The sequence below is a fragment of the Streptomyces sp. NBC_01351 genome (genome assembly GCF_036237315.1).
Classification (GTDB): Bacteria; Actinomycetota; Actinomycetes; order Streptomycetales; family Streptomycetaceae; genus Streptomyces.
Map to the genome: position 1 here is coordinate 3,184,747 of NZ_CP108356.1, position 15,505 is coordinate 3,200,251.

The 15,505-nt window shown below is 73.1% G+C and carries 15 protein-coding genes; 8 read left to right on the forward strand and 7 right to left on the reverse strand.

The window, feature by feature from the left end; all coding sequences use genetic code 11:
• Window positions 1-5 precede the first annotated feature (5 nt).
• Window positions 6-671 (reverse strand): hypothetical protein, encoded by a 666-nt coding sequence (locus OG625_RS14255; RefSeq protein ID WP_329380130.1) that lies wholly within the window; start codon window positions 669-671, stop codon window positions 6-8.
• 170 nt (window positions 672-841) lie between these two features.
• Here OG625_RS14255 and OG625_RS14260 point away from each other — a divergent pair, with 170 nt between their 5' ends.
• Window positions 842-4,108 (forward strand): tetratricopeptide repeat protein, encoded by a 3,267-nt coding sequence (locus OG625_RS14260; RefSeq protein WP_329380133.1) that lies wholly within the window; start codon window positions 842-844, stop codon window positions 4,106-4,108.
• 469 nt (window positions 4,109-4,577) lie between these two features.
• On the opposite strand, the gene OG625_RS14265 is transcribed toward OG625_RS14260, so the two are convergent.
• Complete coding sequence (locus OG625_RS14265) at window positions 4,578-4,802, reverse strand: hypothetical protein (RefSeq protein ID WP_329380136.1); 225 nt, start codon at window positions 4,800-4,802, stop codon at window positions 4,578-4,580.
• Window positions 4,803-4,804: 2 nt separating this feature from the next.
• Window positions 4,805-5,686 (reverse strand): mycothiol conjugate amidase Mca, encoded by an 882-nt coding sequence (gene mca, locus OG625_RS14270; RefSeq protein WP_329380139.1) that lies wholly within the window; start codon window positions 5,684-5,686, stop codon window positions 4,805-4,807.
• 107 nt (window positions 5,687-5,793) lie between these two features.
• Between mca and OG625_RS14275 the strand changes: the two genes are divergently transcribed.
• Window positions 5,794-6,207, forward strand: coding sequence for a DUF4307 domain-containing protein (locus tag OG625_RS14275; protein WP_329380143.1), 414 nt, complete (start codon window positions 5,794-5,796; stop codon window positions 6,205-6,207).
• Between the two features lie 241 nt (window positions 6,208-6,448).
• The gene (greA, locus tag OG625_RS14280; protein WP_329380146.1) at window positions 6,449-6,946 is read left to right on the forward strand and encodes a transcription elongation factor GreA; all 498 of its coding nucleotides are present in this window, start codon (window positions 6,449-6,451) and stop codon (window positions 6,944-6,946) included.
• 100 nt (window positions 6,947-7,046) lie between these two features.
• On the opposite strand, the gene OG625_RS14285 is transcribed toward greA, so the two are convergent.
• The 3 genes from OG625_RS14285 to ilvA all read right to left on the reverse strand — a co-directional run bounded on the left by OG625_RS14285 (window position 7,047) and on the right by ilvA (window position 10,320).
• On the reverse strand, window positions 7,047-7,922 hold the full coding sequence (locus OG625_RS14285; RefSeq protein WP_329380149.1) for an ABC transporter permease: 876 nt from the start codon (window positions 7,920-7,922) through the stop codon (window positions 7,047-7,049).
• A complete protein-coding gene (locus tag OG625_RS14290; protein ID WP_329380152.1) occupies window positions 7,919-8,953 on the reverse strand; it encodes an ATP-binding cassette domain-containing protein in 1,035 nt (344 codons plus the stop codon). Before OG625_RS14290 ends, OG625_RS14285 begins: the two co-directional genes overlap by 4 nt.
• Before the next feature lie 134 nt (window positions 8,954-9,087).
• A complete protein-coding gene (ilvA, locus tag OG625_RS14295) occupies window positions 9,088-10,320 on the reverse strand; it encodes a threonine ammonia-lyase (RefSeq protein ID WP_329380155.1) in 1,233 nt (410 codons plus the stop codon).
• 567 nt (window positions 10,321-10,887) lie between these two features.
• Here ilvA and OG625_RS14300 point away from each other — a divergent pair.
• From OG625_RS14300 to OG625_RS14310, 3 genes are all read left to right on the forward strand, one after another.
• Window positions 10,888-11,409 carry a MarR family winged helix-turn-helix transcriptional regulator gene (locus OG625_RS14300; protein ID WP_329380158.1) on the forward strand — a complete coding sequence of 174 codons (522 nt, stop codon included), beginning with the start codon at window positions 10,888-10,890 and terminating at the stop codon, window positions 11,407-11,409.
• A gap of 70 nt (window positions 11,410-11,479) precedes the next feature.
• Window positions 11,480-11,887 (forward strand): sigma factor-like helix-turn-helix DNA-binding protein, encoded by a 408-nt coding sequence (locus OG625_RS14305; protein ID WP_329380161.1) that lies wholly within the window; start codon window positions 11,480-11,482, stop codon window positions 11,885-11,887.
• The gene (locus tag OG625_RS14310) at window positions 11,884-12,138 is read left to right on the forward strand and encodes a hypothetical protein (protein ID WP_329380164.1); all 255 of its coding nucleotides are present in this window, start codon (window positions 11,884-11,886) and stop codon (window positions 12,136-12,138) included. Before OG625_RS14305 ends, OG625_RS14310 begins: the two co-directional genes overlap by 4 nt.
• 218 nt (window positions 12,139-12,356) lie before the next feature.
• On the opposite strand, the gene OG625_RS14315 is transcribed toward OG625_RS14310, so the two are convergent.
• A complete protein-coding gene (locus tag OG625_RS14315) occupies window positions 12,357-13,514 on the reverse strand; it encodes a cystathionine gamma-synthase (RefSeq protein ID WP_329380167.1) in 1,158 nt (385 codons plus the stop codon).
• Between the two features lie 76 nt (window positions 13,515-13,590).
• Here OG625_RS14315 and OG625_RS14320 point away from each other — a divergent pair, with 76 nt between their 5' ends.
• Window positions 13,591-14,700, forward strand: coding sequence for a hypothetical protein (locus OG625_RS14320; RefSeq protein WP_329380170.1), 1,110 nt, complete (start codon window positions 13,591-13,593; stop codon window positions 14,698-14,700).
• A gap of 101 nt (window positions 14,701-14,801) precedes the next feature.
• Window positions 14,802-15,464, forward strand: coding sequence for a peptide-methionine (S)-S-oxide reductase MsrA (msrA, locus tag OG625_RS14325; RefSeq protein ID WP_329380173.1), 663 nt, complete (start codon window positions 14,802-14,804; stop codon window positions 15,462-15,464).
• Window positions 15,465-15,505: the final 41 nt, after the last annotated feature.

The following is a 15,505-nucleotide window of genomic DNA, read 5'->3' on the forward strand; positions in this document are numbered from 1 at the left end:
GGCCTTCACGCGCGGGTGCAGACGTGGGTGGTGGGGCCGCCGTCGTCGAAGTGACGGATGGTGAGGGTGTTCTTCGCGTACTGGATCTCCAGGCGCTGGGCCTTGCCCGCGAGGCCGGCGCCCGGGGGCTGCCACGGGAGGGTGAGGGAGACGGTGTCCCCGACCGTCGCGGGGACGCTCTTGACCTGGGCGTCCGCGTCTTTCGGACTGGCCGGTCCCTCCACGATGGTCAGCCGCAGGACACTGTTGCGATGCAGGTAGCTGCCGCTCCAGGTCTCGCCGTTCTCGACCCACTCGATGGTCCAGCCGCTGTTGCCGCCGCCGTCCGCGTTCACCGTGACCTTGGCGCGCGCCTTCTTGCCGCCGACCGAGGTGGATTCGAGGTTCCAGGTGCCCTTCATGAAGAAGTCGAGCGCACGGCCGACCGGGCCCGAGCCGGTGGGGGCGGGGGCGGGTGCACCGGTGGCGGGGGCCCCGGTGGTGGGTGCCGCGCCGGTGGGCGAAGCCGCGCCGGTGGGCGAAGGCGCTCCCGGAGTCGCGGCCTTGTCCTTGGGCGTGCCGTTGCCCGTGCAGGCGGCGAGCAGCGAGGCTCCCACGCCCATGGCCAGGTAGCGCAGCGCGTTGCGGCGGCCGATGATCCTGGCCGCCGTCCTGATCTCTCGTACCGTCATCCGCGCCCCCGTTGGTGTTGGTCCGATCCGAATGGATCAAAGGAGCGATGTCTATAGGACGGGCCCCGGAATCGCCAACTCCCTCTGATCTAGCTCAGATTCCCTCGCGCGATCGCCCGTACCGGCGGACACTTGTGGCACGTTGCCGGAGCTCTCTGAGGGGGATGCCGATGCGGGACAGCCATCGCGGTGAGGCCGAGCGGCTGTTGGGGCGGGCCGTCGAGGAGGAGGTCCGGCGGGGCGCCGGTGCGGGTGGGGCGGCGGTCGATGGGGTGGCCCTGCTGGCCCGGGGCAAGGAGGCGCTGGACGCGCTCGCCGCGAGTGCGGCGCCGGAGTACGAGGCGTACGTGCGAGCCCTGGACGAGGCGGCGGCCGGGGACGAGTCCCTCGGGGAGGCCTTCCGGCGGGGGAACACCTCAACGGCCGTACTGGTCACAGCGGTTGCGGCCGCGACAGCCATCGGGACGGACCTCGCGCTCGGCGTCGCGGCCGGTACGGCGCTGACCACGGGGGCCGTCGTGGGCATCGCCGGGGCGGTGGCGACGGTGGCGAAGGTGACCGCGCTGCACCTGCCGGCCGCGAACCGGCGGGCCGGCGAGCTGGGCCGGCCGGGCGGGCCGGAGCAGCTGCGGCTCCAGTGGCTGTCGGCGCTGGAGGTGCGCGGCGTCCGGCCCTTCCTGGAGCAGCAGCGGAAGGTCACGGCCGCGGCCCGGGCGCCCCGGCCGGCGACGGCCCGAACCACGACGGCGAGGCCCGCGCCGCAGCTGCGCGGCACGGACCGCAGCGCGGAGGCCCGGCGGCGCAGTGCGCTGGAGCAGTCGTTCGGGCAACTCCCGGATCCGGCCGGACTGTTCGCGGGCCGACGTGCGGAGGTGACCCGGATCGCGCAGTGGGTGCAGGCGGCGCGGGCCAGTACCGAGACCCGGCCCGTGGTCGTGGTGCTGCACGGTGAGCCGGGCGCGGGCCGCACGGCCCTGGCGTTGCGTGCCGCGCACGGGCTGCGGGACCAGTTCAAGGGCGCCTGCGTGGTGGACCTGCGGGGCGGTTCGCCGGGGGCGGAGGCGCCGCTGTCGACGCGGGAGGCGCTGCTGCACCTGCTGAACCGACTGGGCGCTCCCCGGGAGCAGCTGCTGTTCCGCGAGGGGGCCACGGCCGAGCAGCAGGTGCGCCGCCTCGGCGAGCTGTACCACCATCATATGCAGGGGCTCCCTGTGACGGTGGTCCTCGACGACGCGGTGGACGCGGCGCAGGTGCGGATGCTGGTGCCGGAGCGGTCCGAGAGCCTGGTGCTGGTGACGGCGCGGGAGCCGCTGGAGCTGCCCGAAGATCTGGCGGCCTGGGTGCACCAGCTGCCGGTGGAGCGGCTGGGGCCGGCGGACGCGGCGGAGCTGGTCCGGGCCGCCCAGCCGGAGGAGGGGGCGCCGGAGGCGGCTCCGGAAGCCGTCGCCGCCGCCGTGGAGCTGAGCGGCGGGCTTCCCCTCGCGCTGCGGATGCTGGCCGCGCCGGCCCGTGCGGGCGTGGTCCCCGAGGCCGGCGGGAGGCATCCGGTGGAGGCCGCGCTCGCCGCCGCCGATGCCCGGCTCTCCGAACCGGCCCGGCAGCTGCTGCGTCGGCTGCCGCTGGCCGGGCGGGCGTCCCTCGGCGGTGCGGCGGCGGGCGCGCTGGCCGACGTACCGGAGCAGGCGGCGCTCCGGATGCTGGAGGAGCTGTGGGAGGCGGGGCTGATCGAGCGGGTGCGCGGTCAGCGGTTCCGGATGCACGACGCGGTGCGCGCGTACGCGGCGGCGCGGCTCGCGGTGGACGAGGACCGGGAGCGGGCGGTGGCGGCGCACGAGCGGCTGATCCGCGTGTACGCACAGCTCGCGGACTCGGTGATCCGGATGGTCGACGGGAAGATGTCGACGCGGGCGAACCAGTTCGGCGGGCACGGTTTCACCTCGCTGGACGCGGCGCTGCGCTGGCTGGACGACGAGTCGAGCTTCATCACGGCGGCGCTGCGGCATTCCGAGGGGGTGGACCAGCAGGCGGTGCTCGACCTGCTGGGCGCGCTGTGCGACTTCTGCCTGCTGCGCGGGGACCTGTACCGGCTGGGTGAGATCGACGAGCTGACGCAGGCGGTGGCGGCCGCCCGGGTCGAGAACGGGGGCGGGGACGCGGACGCCGGGGACCGGCAGGGGCGGCTCGTCCGCTCCGTGCAGTGGCGTACGGGCATCGCCGCCCGCCAGCTGGGCGAGCTGGACAAGGCCCGCACCACGCTGACCTCGGTGGTCGACGGGTACATGGAGGCGCATCAGGAGGCGGGGGCGGCGATGGCGCTGGTCTCGCTCGGCATCACCCTGCACCACCAGGGCAACCTCCCGGAGGCCGCGGCCCGCATCCGCGAGGCCCTCGTCCTGCAGGAGCCTGCGGAGCTGGCGGGCGACCGGGCGTGGGGCCTGCACGCACTGGCGGCGGTGGAGCGGGACCTGGGCCGGCTGGCCGAGGCCACGGCCCTGCTGGAGCGGTCCCTGGCGCTGCACCGGGAGAGCGAGAGCGTGCACGGCGAGGCCTGGGCGCACTTCCAGCTGGGCCAGGTGCACCTGCGGTACGGGGACGTGGGGCGGGCCGAGTCGGAGCTGCGCCTCGCCCTGGACCTGTACGGGCGCACCCGCGACGACCGCGGTGAGGCCTGGGCGCTGACCCAGCTGGGCCGGGCCCGGGTGGTGGACGGGGATCCGGGGGCGGCGCTGGAGCGGCTGCGCGACGCGCTGGCCCGGCACCGGGAGGCGGAGGACGCGCGCGGGGAGGCGTGGACGCTGTTCCACCTCGGGCAGGCGCTGGAGGAGGCCGGGGAGCGCGATCAGGCGGTACGGGAGCTGGAGCGGGCCCGCACGATGTTCTCGCGGATGCGGGACGTGTACGGGCTGGCGCACGCCCGTCACCACTCGGGCCGCGTGACGCGCGACCAGCGGGCGGCGCAGACGGGCAACCTGCGCAACTCCGGCTTCGCCCGGCAGCTGCTGGTGGACGCGCGGGCGGACTTCCGGCGGATCGGGCTGGCCCACGGCGAGGCGTGGACCTGCCTGGAGCTGGCGGTGGTGGACGCGGGCAACGCCAAGGTCTCGCAGGCGCTGGGCCAGTGCGAGGAGGCGGTGCGGCTGTTCATCTCCTACGGGGACCGGCGCGGGGAGGACTGGGCGCGCTTCCTGCGCTGCACGATGCTGCCGTACGCGGTGCCGTCCGCGCCGGAGGAGGCGCGGGCGGAGCTGGCCCGGCTGGCGCAGGCGCCGCATCCGGCGCGGGACGGGCGGCTGGAGGACTGCCTGGAGACGTACGGGGTGATCCTGGGCCGGGGCGTGGACCCGGCGGAGGGCTGGCAGGCGTGGCGGCTGAGCCTGGTCCCGAACCAGCAGGCGCGGGAGGTCATGGGCGTGCCGGGGCCGGCGGGGCCGGCGTAGGGCGGAGCGTTGCGGGGCCGACCTGGCGGTGCGGGGCGGATGGCTCCGCGGGCCCGATCCAGCCTCGTCGGCGCTTGAGGCGCGGGGGTCCGGGGCAGAGCCCGGATCCAGCCTCGCCGGCGCTTGAGGCGCGGGGTCTGGGGCAGAGCCCGGATCCAGCCTCGCCGGCGCTTGAGGCGCGGGGTCTGGGGGCGGAGCCCCCGGTTTCGGGAAGGGGCGGGGAGGGGGGAGGCTCCGCGCAGCGGCCCGGCCCGGCCCGCGCTCAGGGTCCCGCCGGGGCCGGGCGCGCGCCGGGGCGTCTCCTCGGACGCCGAACGTGGCGAGGGGTCGGAGGGCCGAGCGGGGTTGCGTTCGGCGCCCTGCGGGGACGCCCCGACACGCACCCGGCCCCGTCGGGGTGGGTACGAGCAGGTCCGGCCAGCGCCGCCCACCCGATTTCCGGGGGCGGCCGTCTCACGTGACGGGGTCCCTACGGGGTCCGGGGGGCTTCCGCGTTCGTGGGGCCCGGCTTCGGGGCCTCCTCGAAGTTGACCCGGCCCATGTGCCGGTTCATCGACTTCATCAGGGCCCACACGCCGAGGGCGAGGGCCGCGAACACGAGGAAGCCCAGGATGCCGGGGGTCACCTTGTTCTTGTCGAAGGTGTCGGCCGCCAGCGGAAGGAACTGGGTGATTGCTGCCTGCGTAGCGCTCATGGTTAGGCATTCTCCCGGATGCCCGCGAAGAGGTCGGACTCGGGGAGGGAAGTGTCCACGAGCGACTTCGCCAGCTCGTACTCCTCCGTCGGCCAGACCTCGCGCTGGACGTCCATCGGAACGCGGAACCAGCCGCCGTCCGGGTCGATCTGCGTGGCGTGCGCGATCAGCGCCTTGTCACGGATCTCGAAGAAGTCCGCGCAGGGCACGTGGGTGGTCAGGGTCCGCTCCTTGCGCTCGAACTCCTTCCACCGCTCCAGCCACTCCCCGTAGGGGGACTCCATGCCGCGCGCGAGCAGCGCCTCGTGGAGGGCGACGGTGCGCGGCTTGTTGAAGCCCTGGTTGTAGTAGAGCTTCTGCGGCTGGTAGGCCGGGCCGAACTCGGCCTCCGGGTACTTCCGGGTGTCGGCCGCGCCGTCGAAGGCGGCCATGGAGATCTTGTGGGTCATGATGTGGTCGGGGTGCGGGTAGCCGCCGTTCTCGTCGTACGTGGTGACGACCTGCGGCTTGAAGGCGCGGATCTTCTTCACCAGCTCACCGGCGGCCTCGTCGACGTCCGCGAGGGCGAAGCAGCCCTCGGGCAGCGGCGGCAGCGGGTCGCCCTCGGGGAGGCCGGAGTCCACGTAGCCGAGCCATTCCTGCTCGATGCCGAGGATCTGGCGCGCCTCGTCCATCTCCCTGGCGCGGACCTCGTGGATGTTGTCCTCGATGTACTTGTCGCCCTGGAGCTTGGGGTTCAGGACAGAGCCGCGCTCGCCACCGGTACAGGTGACGACCAGGACCGGGATCCCCTCGGACACGTACTTGGCCATGGTGGCCGCGCCCTTGCTCGACTCGTCGTCGGGGTGGGCGTGGACGGCCATCAGTCGAAGCTGCTCGGTCAAGACAGGATCCTCTGTGTTTCGGCGCGACGGTCGACTTCTATAGTGACCGAACCGGGGGGCGGAAAATTCCGGGGGTGCTTCACCTTCCCCAGCGAGAGGAAACGATCATGAGCGCGGTGCGCGAAGGGCTGCCCGAGGGCCGGTACGGCCGGTCGGCGGACGAGCGCGCCGACCGGAAGCTCAAGATCGTCGGGGCTGCGCTGGGCGTCGTGCTGCTCGGCGTGATCGGCTGGATCGGCTGGGACTACATGGCCGGTCAGAGCGTCAGCGCCGAGGTGATCAAGTTCCAGGTGGTCTCCGACACCGAGGTGCAGGTGCACCTGGAGGTGCGCAAGGAGGCCTCGGCCACCGGGGTGTGCACCCTGACCTCGCAGGACAAGGAGCACGGCGAGGTCGGCCGGGCGGACTTCACCTTCGCGCAGTCCGAGGCGCGGGTGGACGAGGTCGTGTCGCTGAAGACCACCGCGCGGGCCGTGATGATCGAGCTGGTCGGCTGTCAGCCGGCCGCTTCCGGGAGCTGACGGTTCCGTCGGCCGGTCGGGCGGGTCAGTCCGGTCCGCCGGGTTCCTCCGCCACGCCCGGGAACACCGGCCTGCCGGTGCGGTAGCCGCTCGACTCCCGCTCCGGGACGGGCGGCGATCCGGTCGCTGCCGACGCCGAGGAGACGCCTTGGTCCTCCCCCTTTTCTTCCCGAATTGTTAGGCTCGTGGTTTCGCCCGCCGCTGGCGGCTATGTAGTCCCCTGTACCGACGAGGAGCACCCGTGACCCAGACGAGCGAGAGCGTCACCTGGCTGACCCAGGCGGCGTACGACCAGCTGAAGGCAGAGCTGGACTACCTCTCTGGTCCCGCACGCACGGAGATCGCCACGAAGATCGCAGCCGCCCGCGAGGAGGGCGACCTGCGCGAGAACGGCGGTTACCACGCGGCCAAGGAGGAGCAGGGCAAGCAGGAGCTGCGCGTCCGCCAGCTCACGCAGCTCCTCGAGAAGGCGAAGGTCGGCACGGCGCCCGCCTCCGACGGCGTGGTGGCCCCCGGCACCCTCGTGAAGATCGCCTTCGACGGCGACGAGGACGACACCATGGAGTTCCTGCTGGCCTCCCGCGAGTACGCGTCCTCGGACTTCGAGACGTACTCCCCGCAGTCCCCGCTGGGCACCGGTGTCATGGGCAAGGCGATCGGCGAGGACGCCGAGTACGAGCTGCCGAACGGCAAGAAGGCCTCGGTCAAGATCCTTGACGTCAAGCCCTTCACCGGCTGATCACCCTCTCTCTTCGCAGCACATCGCAGAACGCCGATGCCCGGCCGGAATGATCCGGCCGGGCTTCGGTGCGTTCGGTGCTTCGGTGCGTTCCGCGGGCCTACGCGGACGCCGAGCGGTACTTGCGGACCGCCAGGGTCCGGAAGACCACGATGATCAGCACGGACCAGATGATCGAGGCGATGACCGGGTGCTGCATCGGCCAGGCCTCCGGGACCGGGTAGCCCGGCGGGAGGTTGCCGAAGAGCTCCCGGGCCGCCTGGACGGTGGCGCTGAACGGGTTCCACTCCGCGATGTGCCGCAGGAAGGTCGGCATGTTCTCGGAGGGGACGAAGGCGTTCGAGATGAACGTCAGCGGGAAGAGCCAGATCAGCCCGCCCGAGGTGGCCGCCTCCGGGGTGCGCACCGACAGGCCGATCAGGGCGCCGATCCAGGAGAAGGCGTAGCCCAGCAGGAGCAGCAGGGCGAAGCCGCCGAGGACCTCGCCGATGCTGGTGTGGGTGCGCCAGCCGACGATCAGCGCGACCACGGCCAGGACGACCAGGGTGAGCGTGGTCTGGACGAGGTCGGCGAGGGTGCGGCCGGTCAGGACCGCGCCGCGGGCCATGGGCAGGGAGCGGAAGCGGTCGATGAGGCCCTTGTGCATGTCGTCCGCGATGCCCGCGCCCGCGCCGGCGGTGGCGAAGGTGACGGTCTGGGCGAAGATGCCCGCCATCAGGAACTCGCGGTAGGCCGCGGGCGAGGTGTTGCCGCCGACGCTGATGGAGCCGCCGAAGACATAGCTGAAGAGCACGACGAACATGACCGGCTGGATCACACCGAAGATGATCATCTCGGGGATCCGGGACATCCGGATCAGGTTCCGCTTGGCGATGACCAGGGAGTCGTTGACCCCCTGGACGATGCCGCCGCGCGGGTGGGGTGCCGCTAGCTCCGGGGTCGGGGAGGTGCCCGGGGTCGGGGAGGTGAGGGTCACTTCGCCGTCTCCTTCCGCGCCGCCGCTGCCTTGCGGCCCTTGGCGTCGGCCGGGGCCCCGCCGTTCTCATCGCCGTTCCCTTCCGCCTCGCGTTCGGCGGCGTGGCCGGTCAGGGATATGAACACGTCGTCGAGGGTGGGGCGGCGCAAGCCGATGTCGTCGATCTCGATGCCCCGGCCGTCCAGTTCCCGGATGACCTCCGCCAGCAACTTGGCGCCGCCGGAGACGGGCACCGTCAGCTTGCGGGTGTGCTCCTCGACCGTGGTCTCGCCCTTGCCGAAGCCGGCCAGGACCTCGCGCGCGGCGGTGATGTCCTCGCGCTCGTGGACGACGACCTCCACCCGCTCGCCGCCCGTACGGGCCTTGAGCTGGTCGGAGGTGCCGCGGGCGATGACCTTGCCCTGGTCGACCACGCAGATGTCGTGGGCGAGGTGGTCGGCCTCCTCCAGGTACTGGGTGGTGAGCAGCAGGGTGGTGCCGCCCGCGACCAGTTCCTTGATGATCCCCCACAGCCGCTGGCGGTTGCGGGGGTCGAGACCGGTGGTCGGCTCGTCCATGAACATCACGGGCGGGCTGACCACGAGGGCGGCGGCGAGGTCGAGGCGCCTGCGCATGCCGCCGGAGTAGGTCTTGGCGGTGCGGTCGGCCGCGTCGGCGAGGCTGAAGCGTTCGAGCAGCTCCTCGGCCCGGGCCTTCGCCGCCTTGGCCTTCATCTGGTAGAGCCGGCCGACCATCTGGAGGTTCTCGCGGCCGGTGAGGTATTCGTCGACGGCGGCGAACTGGCCGGAGAGGCCGATGGCCCGGCGGACCTCGTTGGGGTGTTTGAGTACGTCGATGCCGGCGACGACGGCATTGCCGCTGTCGGGCCGGAGGAGGGTGGTCAGGACGCGTACGGTCGTGGTCTTGCCCGCGCCGTTCGGGCCGAGCAGACCCAGGACGGTGCCTTCGGGGACATCGAGGTCCACGCCGTCCAGAGCCCGTACATCACCGAAGGTCTTGACCAGACCTTCGGCGTAAATGGCGCCTGGCATACGGATTCTCCCAGTGCGAATCGGGCCAGCAGAATCGGTGCACGTGTGATCATATGGGCGCCGGGCATGCGTCGCCCGGCCGAACGGGTGATCCCCGCCCGCCCGGGACGCCAACGCGTCCTCACAAGCCTCCGCTAGCTCATCACCTTGTAACCGGCGCTGTGCAGCGAGCGCGCGACCTCCGCGCAGTGCTCCGGGCCCTTCGTCTCCAGGTGCAGCTCCACCTCCACCTCCGTGAGCCCCAGCCGCGGGTCGGTCCGCACGTGGCTCACGTCCAACACGTTCGCATCCACCTCTGACAACACCCCCAGGAGTCCTGCCAGCGCCCCCGGCCGGTCGGCGACGCGCAGCCGCAGCGACAGGTACCGGCCCGCCGCGGCCATGCCGTGCCGCAGGATCCGCTGCAGCAGCAGCGGGTCGACGTTCCCGCCGGACAGGACGGCCACCACCGGCCCGCCGTCGTACAGTTCGGGCTCGCTCAACAGGGCGGCCACCGGGCTGCACCCGGCCGGCTCGACCACCAGCTTCGCCCGCTCCAGGCACAGCAACAGGGCGCTGGAGAGCGCGTCCTCGGAGACCGTACGCACGTCGTCGAGGAGCTCTCCAATGATTTTGAAGGGGATGTCACCGGGCCGGCCGACCTTGATGCCGTCCGCCATCGTCGTCGGGTTGTCGATGGACACCGGGTGCCCGACGAGCAGCGAGGGCGGGTACGCGGCCGCGCCCGCCGCCTGCACGCCGATCACCTTCACGTCCGGCCGCAGCGCCTTCACCGCCACCGCGACACCGGCCGCGAGACCGCCGCCGCCGATGCCGACGAGGATGGTCCGCACCTCGGGGCACTGCTCGAGGATCTCCAGGCCCACCGTGCCCTGGCCCGCGATGATGTCGCGGTGGTCGAAGGGGTGGATGAACACCGCCCCCGTGCGGTCCGCGTACTCCTGGGCGGCCGCGAGGGTCTCGTCGACCACCTGGCCGTGCATGCGCACCTCGGCGCCGTACTCCTGGGTCGCGGCCACCTTGGGCAGCGGCGCCCCGACCGGCATGAACACCGTGGAGCGCACCCCCAGCAGCGAGGAGGCCAGCGCCACGCCCTGCGCGTGGTTGCCCGCGCTGGCCGCCACCACGCCGGCGGCCCGCTGCTCGGGGCGCAGGCCGGCGATGCGCACGTACGCGCCGCGCAGCTTGAAGGAACCGGTGCGCTGCAGGTTCTCGCACTTGAGGTGTACCGGGGAGAACGTGAGGGAGGAGAGGTACCGGCTGCCCTCCATCGGGGTGACCCGGGAGACGCCGGACAGCATCTTCTGGGCTCCCCGGATGTCGTCGAGGATGACCTGCGGAACGGGCTGGGGCACGCGGTAGCTCATGCCGCCAGTCTCCCCGGTCCGCGGCTCCGCGCGCGACGTGGGCAGCGCGGGCAGCGCGGGCAGCGCGGGTGCGGGGCGCGGGGCGCGGGGCCTCGCCGTGCGGACCCGGCCGCGGCTTCGGGTGGGGCGGGGCCCCTCCGGGACGTCTCCTCGGCTCGCGAACCCGGCGGGGCCGGCCCGTTGCCCGGCAGTGTGTTCGCTCGTCCTGCGGGGACGCCCCGGAGTGTCCCCGCCCCGCCGGGGACGGGCGCGCGCCGGGGCCTCCCCGCAGGACGCCGAACACAACCACCCTCGGCCCTCCGACCCCTGGAAACGTTCGGCGTCCGAGGAGAGGCCCCGGCGTGCGCCCGGCCCCGGCGGAACCCCCGGCCCCGGCCGCGGGCGGCAAACCGGAAGCAGAGCCCGGACCGGGCACGCGGCGGGGCGAAATCCGGCCATGCCGGGGCGGGCCCGGAGGCGCGCTCCGCACCGGCCGTATCAGTTGTCAAACAGGGCGTACGAGCCGCCGCACGGCCGCGTACTCTGTCCCCCATCCTTGTCGGACCCACGCGAAGAGAGCCCACGGCCATGCCTTCATCCCCGGCCAATTCCGACCTGCCCGCGGCGCAGAACGCGCCTGCCGGAGCGGGCCTCCTCGACGCGCTCCAGCACCAGGTCGCCGTCTTCGCGCGCCGTGCCGAGCAGACCCGCCTGGGCGGCGTCGGCCAGGCCCGCAACTCCATGGACCGGGCCGCGTACCTGCTGCTGAACCGGCTCGACCTGGAGGGCCCGATGGGCGTCAAGGCGCTCGCCGGCGGCATGGGCATCGACTCCTCCACGGTCACCCGGCAGGTCGCGCCGCTCGTCGACAGCGGCCTGGTCAAGCGGACTTCGCACCCCGAGGACGGCCGGGCCGTGGTCCTGGCGCTGTCCCCGCGGGGGTTGACCCGGCTGGAGGAGGTCCGTTCCTCGCGGCGCGAGCTGATGGCGCGGGTGACGGAGGGGTGGTCCGAGGAGGAGCGCGAGTCCTTCACGGCGCTGCTGACGCGCTTCAACCTGTCGCTCTCCGAGCTGATGGCGGCCGTGGCCGACGCCGGCCCGGCCTCCTGACCCTTCCCGACCCCTCCTGACCGTCCGACCCCTTGACCTGGACGGTCCCGCTGCCCGCACTATGTGACCCATGCGGGCGTTGGACCAACGGACGAGCCCCTACGCGGAGTTCGAGACCTTCGTCGCGGGCGCGGCGGGGCGGCTCCTGCACGTCGCGATCCTGCTGACGGGCGAACCGGAGACGGCCCGAAGGCTGCTGGCGGGCGCGCTGGCCCGTACGTACGCGCACTGGCAGCGCGTGCGCGGGGACGACCCGTACGACTTCACCCGCCAGGAACTGTGCGCCGCGTTCGCCCGTACCGCGTGGCGGCACCACCGGGGCGGCGGGGTGCTGGCCCGGCTGAGCCCGCTGGAGCGGCTCGTACTCGTCCTGCGGATCTACGAAGGGGTCGCGGAGGAAGTCACGGCTGCGCAGCTGGGCCTGCCGGCGGAACGGGTCCGCGTGCTGTGCAACCGGGCCGTGGCGGAGCTGCGGTGAGCGGGCTCCCGGACCGCAAGGAGGCCCAGGTGCGGCGCCTGCTGGAGGGCCCGTACCCGGTGGTCCCGCCGGGCCTCGCCTCGGGCGCGGCGGCCCGCGGTGACCGGCTGCTGCGCCGCCGTCGCGCAGTGCGGCGCCTGGGCTGGATGCTGCTCATCGCGGCGGTGGTCGCCTTCACCGTCTGGGCGACCCTGACCCGCCCCTGGGCGACCCCGCCGAGCGGCATCTCCCCACCGCTGGAGGGCTGGTAACCCCGCGCCTCGAACGCCGGCGGGGCTGGATTTACGCTCGGCGGCGCCGGCCAAGTCCAGCCCCTCCGGCGTTTGAGGAGCGGGTCTGGGCGGAGCCCAGGGTGCCGCGGAGCGCCACTTCCAGCCTCGCGGGGTCCGGGGCTGAGCCCCGGCAGTGGCGCCGCACCCCTGCACAGGGGTCCCCACCGGGCCCGGGCGGGGCCCGGTGGGGAGGGGCGTCAGCCCAGGGCCTGGGTCAGGTCCGCCAGGAGGTCGTCCGCGTTCTCGATGCCCACCGACAGCCGGACCAGGTCCGCCGGGACCTCCAGCGCCGACCCGGCCGCCGACGCGTGCGTCATCCGCCCCGGGTGCTCGATCAGGGACTCGACGCCGCCCAGGGACTCCCCGAGGGTGAAGAGCTTCGCGCGGTTGCAGACCTCGACCGCCGCCTCCTCGCCGCCCACGACCTGGAAGGACACCATGCCGCCGAAGTTCCGCATCTGCTTCGCGGCGACCTCGTGGCCCGGGTGCTCCGGCAGGCCCGGGTAGAGGACCTTGTGCACCTTCGGGTGGCGGGCCAGCAGCTCGACGACCTTCGCCGCGTTCTCCGCGTGCCGGTCCATTCGGACGGCCAGCGTCTTGATGCCGCGCAGCACGATCCACGAGTCGAAGGGCCCGGCCACCGCGCCCATCGCGTTCTGGTGGTAGGCGAGTTCCTCGCCGAGCGCCGCGTCCGCCGTGACCAGCGCGCCGCCGACGACGTCCGAGTGCCCGCCCATGTACTTCGTCAGCGAGTGCACGACCACGTCCGCGCCGAGCGCGAGGGGCTGCTGGAGGTAGGGGGAGGCGAAGGTGTTGTCCACGACCAGCTTCGCGCCGGCCGTCCGCGCGATGTCGGCGACGACGGCGATGTCGGTGATGCCGAGCAGCGGGTTCGACGGGGTCTCGACCCAGATGACCTTGGTCTTCGGGGTGAGCGCGGCCCGTACGGACTCCGCGTCGGAGGTGTCGGCCACCGACCACTCCACGCCCCAGCGGGAGACGACCTTCGCGAAGAGTCGGAAGGTGCCGCCGTACGCGTCGTTCGGGATGACCACGTGGTCGCCCGGGGAGAGCAGCGTGCGCAGGAGGCAGTCCTCGGCGGCGAGCCCGGACGCGAAGGCGAGCCCGCGGCTGCCGCCCTCCAGTGCCGCGAGGTTCTCCTCCAGCGCGGTGCGGGTCGGGTTGGCGCTGCGGCTGTACTCGTAGCCGCCGCGCAGGCCGCCGACGCCGTCCTGCTTGTAGGTGGAAACCTGGTAGATCGGGGGTACGACCGCGCCGGTCAGCGGGTCCGCCGTGTTGCCCGCGTGGATCGCGCGGGTCTCGAAGCTCTGGTGCTCGTGGCTGTCGTCGCTCATGGTCCGAATGCTATGCCCAGCCCCGGACCGGGCCCCCTATTGGCCTGCGGCCCCCTCGGTCTGGTTCGCTTGTGGCATGGAGATTCTGTGGTTGCTGTTCGCGATCGGCTGGCTCGCGGTCATCGTCGGTGTGTTCGTACGGCGCAAGCGCGGCGGAAGTCTGCGGCTGGTCGCGCCGGGCAGCCCTGACGCGGCCGACCCGGCGGACTACGGATTCGACCGGCAGGAAGACCTCGACATCCGGATCCCCGGGCCCGACCAGGACCTGATGGACGCCCTCGACAACGTGCAGCGCACCGCCCAGTGGCAGGCGGCGTCGCAGCTGCTCGCCGGGACCCCGGTCGAGGGCGAGCAGCGCTGGCAGCGCGTGCAGGCGTTCGGCGGGTCAGCGGCGCTGGAGCTCGTACAGCAGCCGGGTGTGGGCGCGCAGTGGCTGAAGGCGTGGCGGCTGGAGGCGGAGAAGGACGCGGGCGGCGCGCAGGTGCACGCGGAGCTGCTGGTGCAGCAGGCGTGGCGCGCCTCGGGCGGCGTGGGTTCGTCCGATCACCGGATCATCCTGGAGGAGGCCCGCGAGGCCTGCCGCAAGGCGGGGCTGCTGGCGCCGGGCGACCCGGTCCCGTACATCACGGAGCTGGCGATCGCGCGCGGCCTGGCGTACTCGGAGGCGGAGTTCGACGTGCTGTGGGCGAAGGTCATCGACCGGGCGCCGGCGCACATGGGCGCGCACCTGGCGGCCCTGCACTACTGGTGCGAGAAGTGGCACGGCTCGCGGGAGAAGGCGGACGCCTTCGCGCACGCGGCCGCCGCGCGTGCGCCGCAGGGGTCGCTGCTGGCTGCGCTGCCGCTGTTCTCGGTGTACGAGAACCTCCCGGACGTGGTCCTGACCGGCAGCTTCTACCAGAGCGCGGTGGTGACGCGGGCGGTGGAGGGCGCGCTGTACGCGGTGCACACTGCGCGGCCGGACGACCCGATGCTGGCGCACGTACGGCACCTGCTGCTGTCGTTCCTGGTGAACATGGAGCGCTGGGCGGAGGCGATGGAGCAGGTGCGGCACGTGGACGGCTACGTGGGCGCCCTGCCGTGGTCGGCCTCGCCGGACCCGGCCGCGCACTACGCCGTGTTCCGCGCGCTGGCGGTGGCGGGCTACGAGGCGAACGGCGGCTCCCCTGCGACGCTGCCGCGGTAGCCCTGCGGGCGGGCGAGGCGCGGGGCGGGGGCGGGGCGGGGCGGGGGCGGGGAATCCCGGCCCGCCCCTTTCCGTTGAGGGGGTACCGAAGGAGGCGAACCATGTTCTCGTACCGCCGCACGCCCGAGCTCCCCACTCGCGAGGAGGCCCTGACGGGCCGCGCGGAGCCGCTGTTCACCCTGCCCGAGAAGCACACGGTCCTCGGCAACCCGCTGGCCGGCCCGTATCCCGCGCACCTGGAAGTGGCCGACTTCGGCCTGGGCTGCTTCTGGGGCGCGGAGCGCAAGTTCTGGCAGACCCCCGGGGTCTGGACCACCCTGGCCGGCTACCAGGGCGGTTTCACCGAGAACCCGACGTACGAGGAGGTCTGCTCGGGCCAGACCGGCCACACGGAGGTCGTCCGCGTGGTCTTCGACCCGACGCAGGTCTCCTACTCCGCCCTCCTGAAGCTGTTCTGGGAGTCCCACAACCCCACGCAGGGCTTCCGCCAGGGCAACGACGTCGGCACCCAGTACCGCTCGGCGGTCTACACCCACTCCCCCGCCCACCAGCAGACGGCGGAAGCCTCCCGCGAGACCTACCAGCAGGTCCTCACGTCCTCGGGCCACGCCCAGATCACGACGGCGATCCTCCCGGCCACGGACCGCCCGTTCTGGCCGGCGGAGGCACATCACCAGCAGTACTTGGACCGCAATCCGGGCGGCTACTGCGGAATCGGCGGCACGGGCGTGAGCTGCCCGATCGGCATCGCCGCGGCGGAGTGACACAGCGGGCGACTGCCCGTGACCCGGCGGGCTTCCAAGGC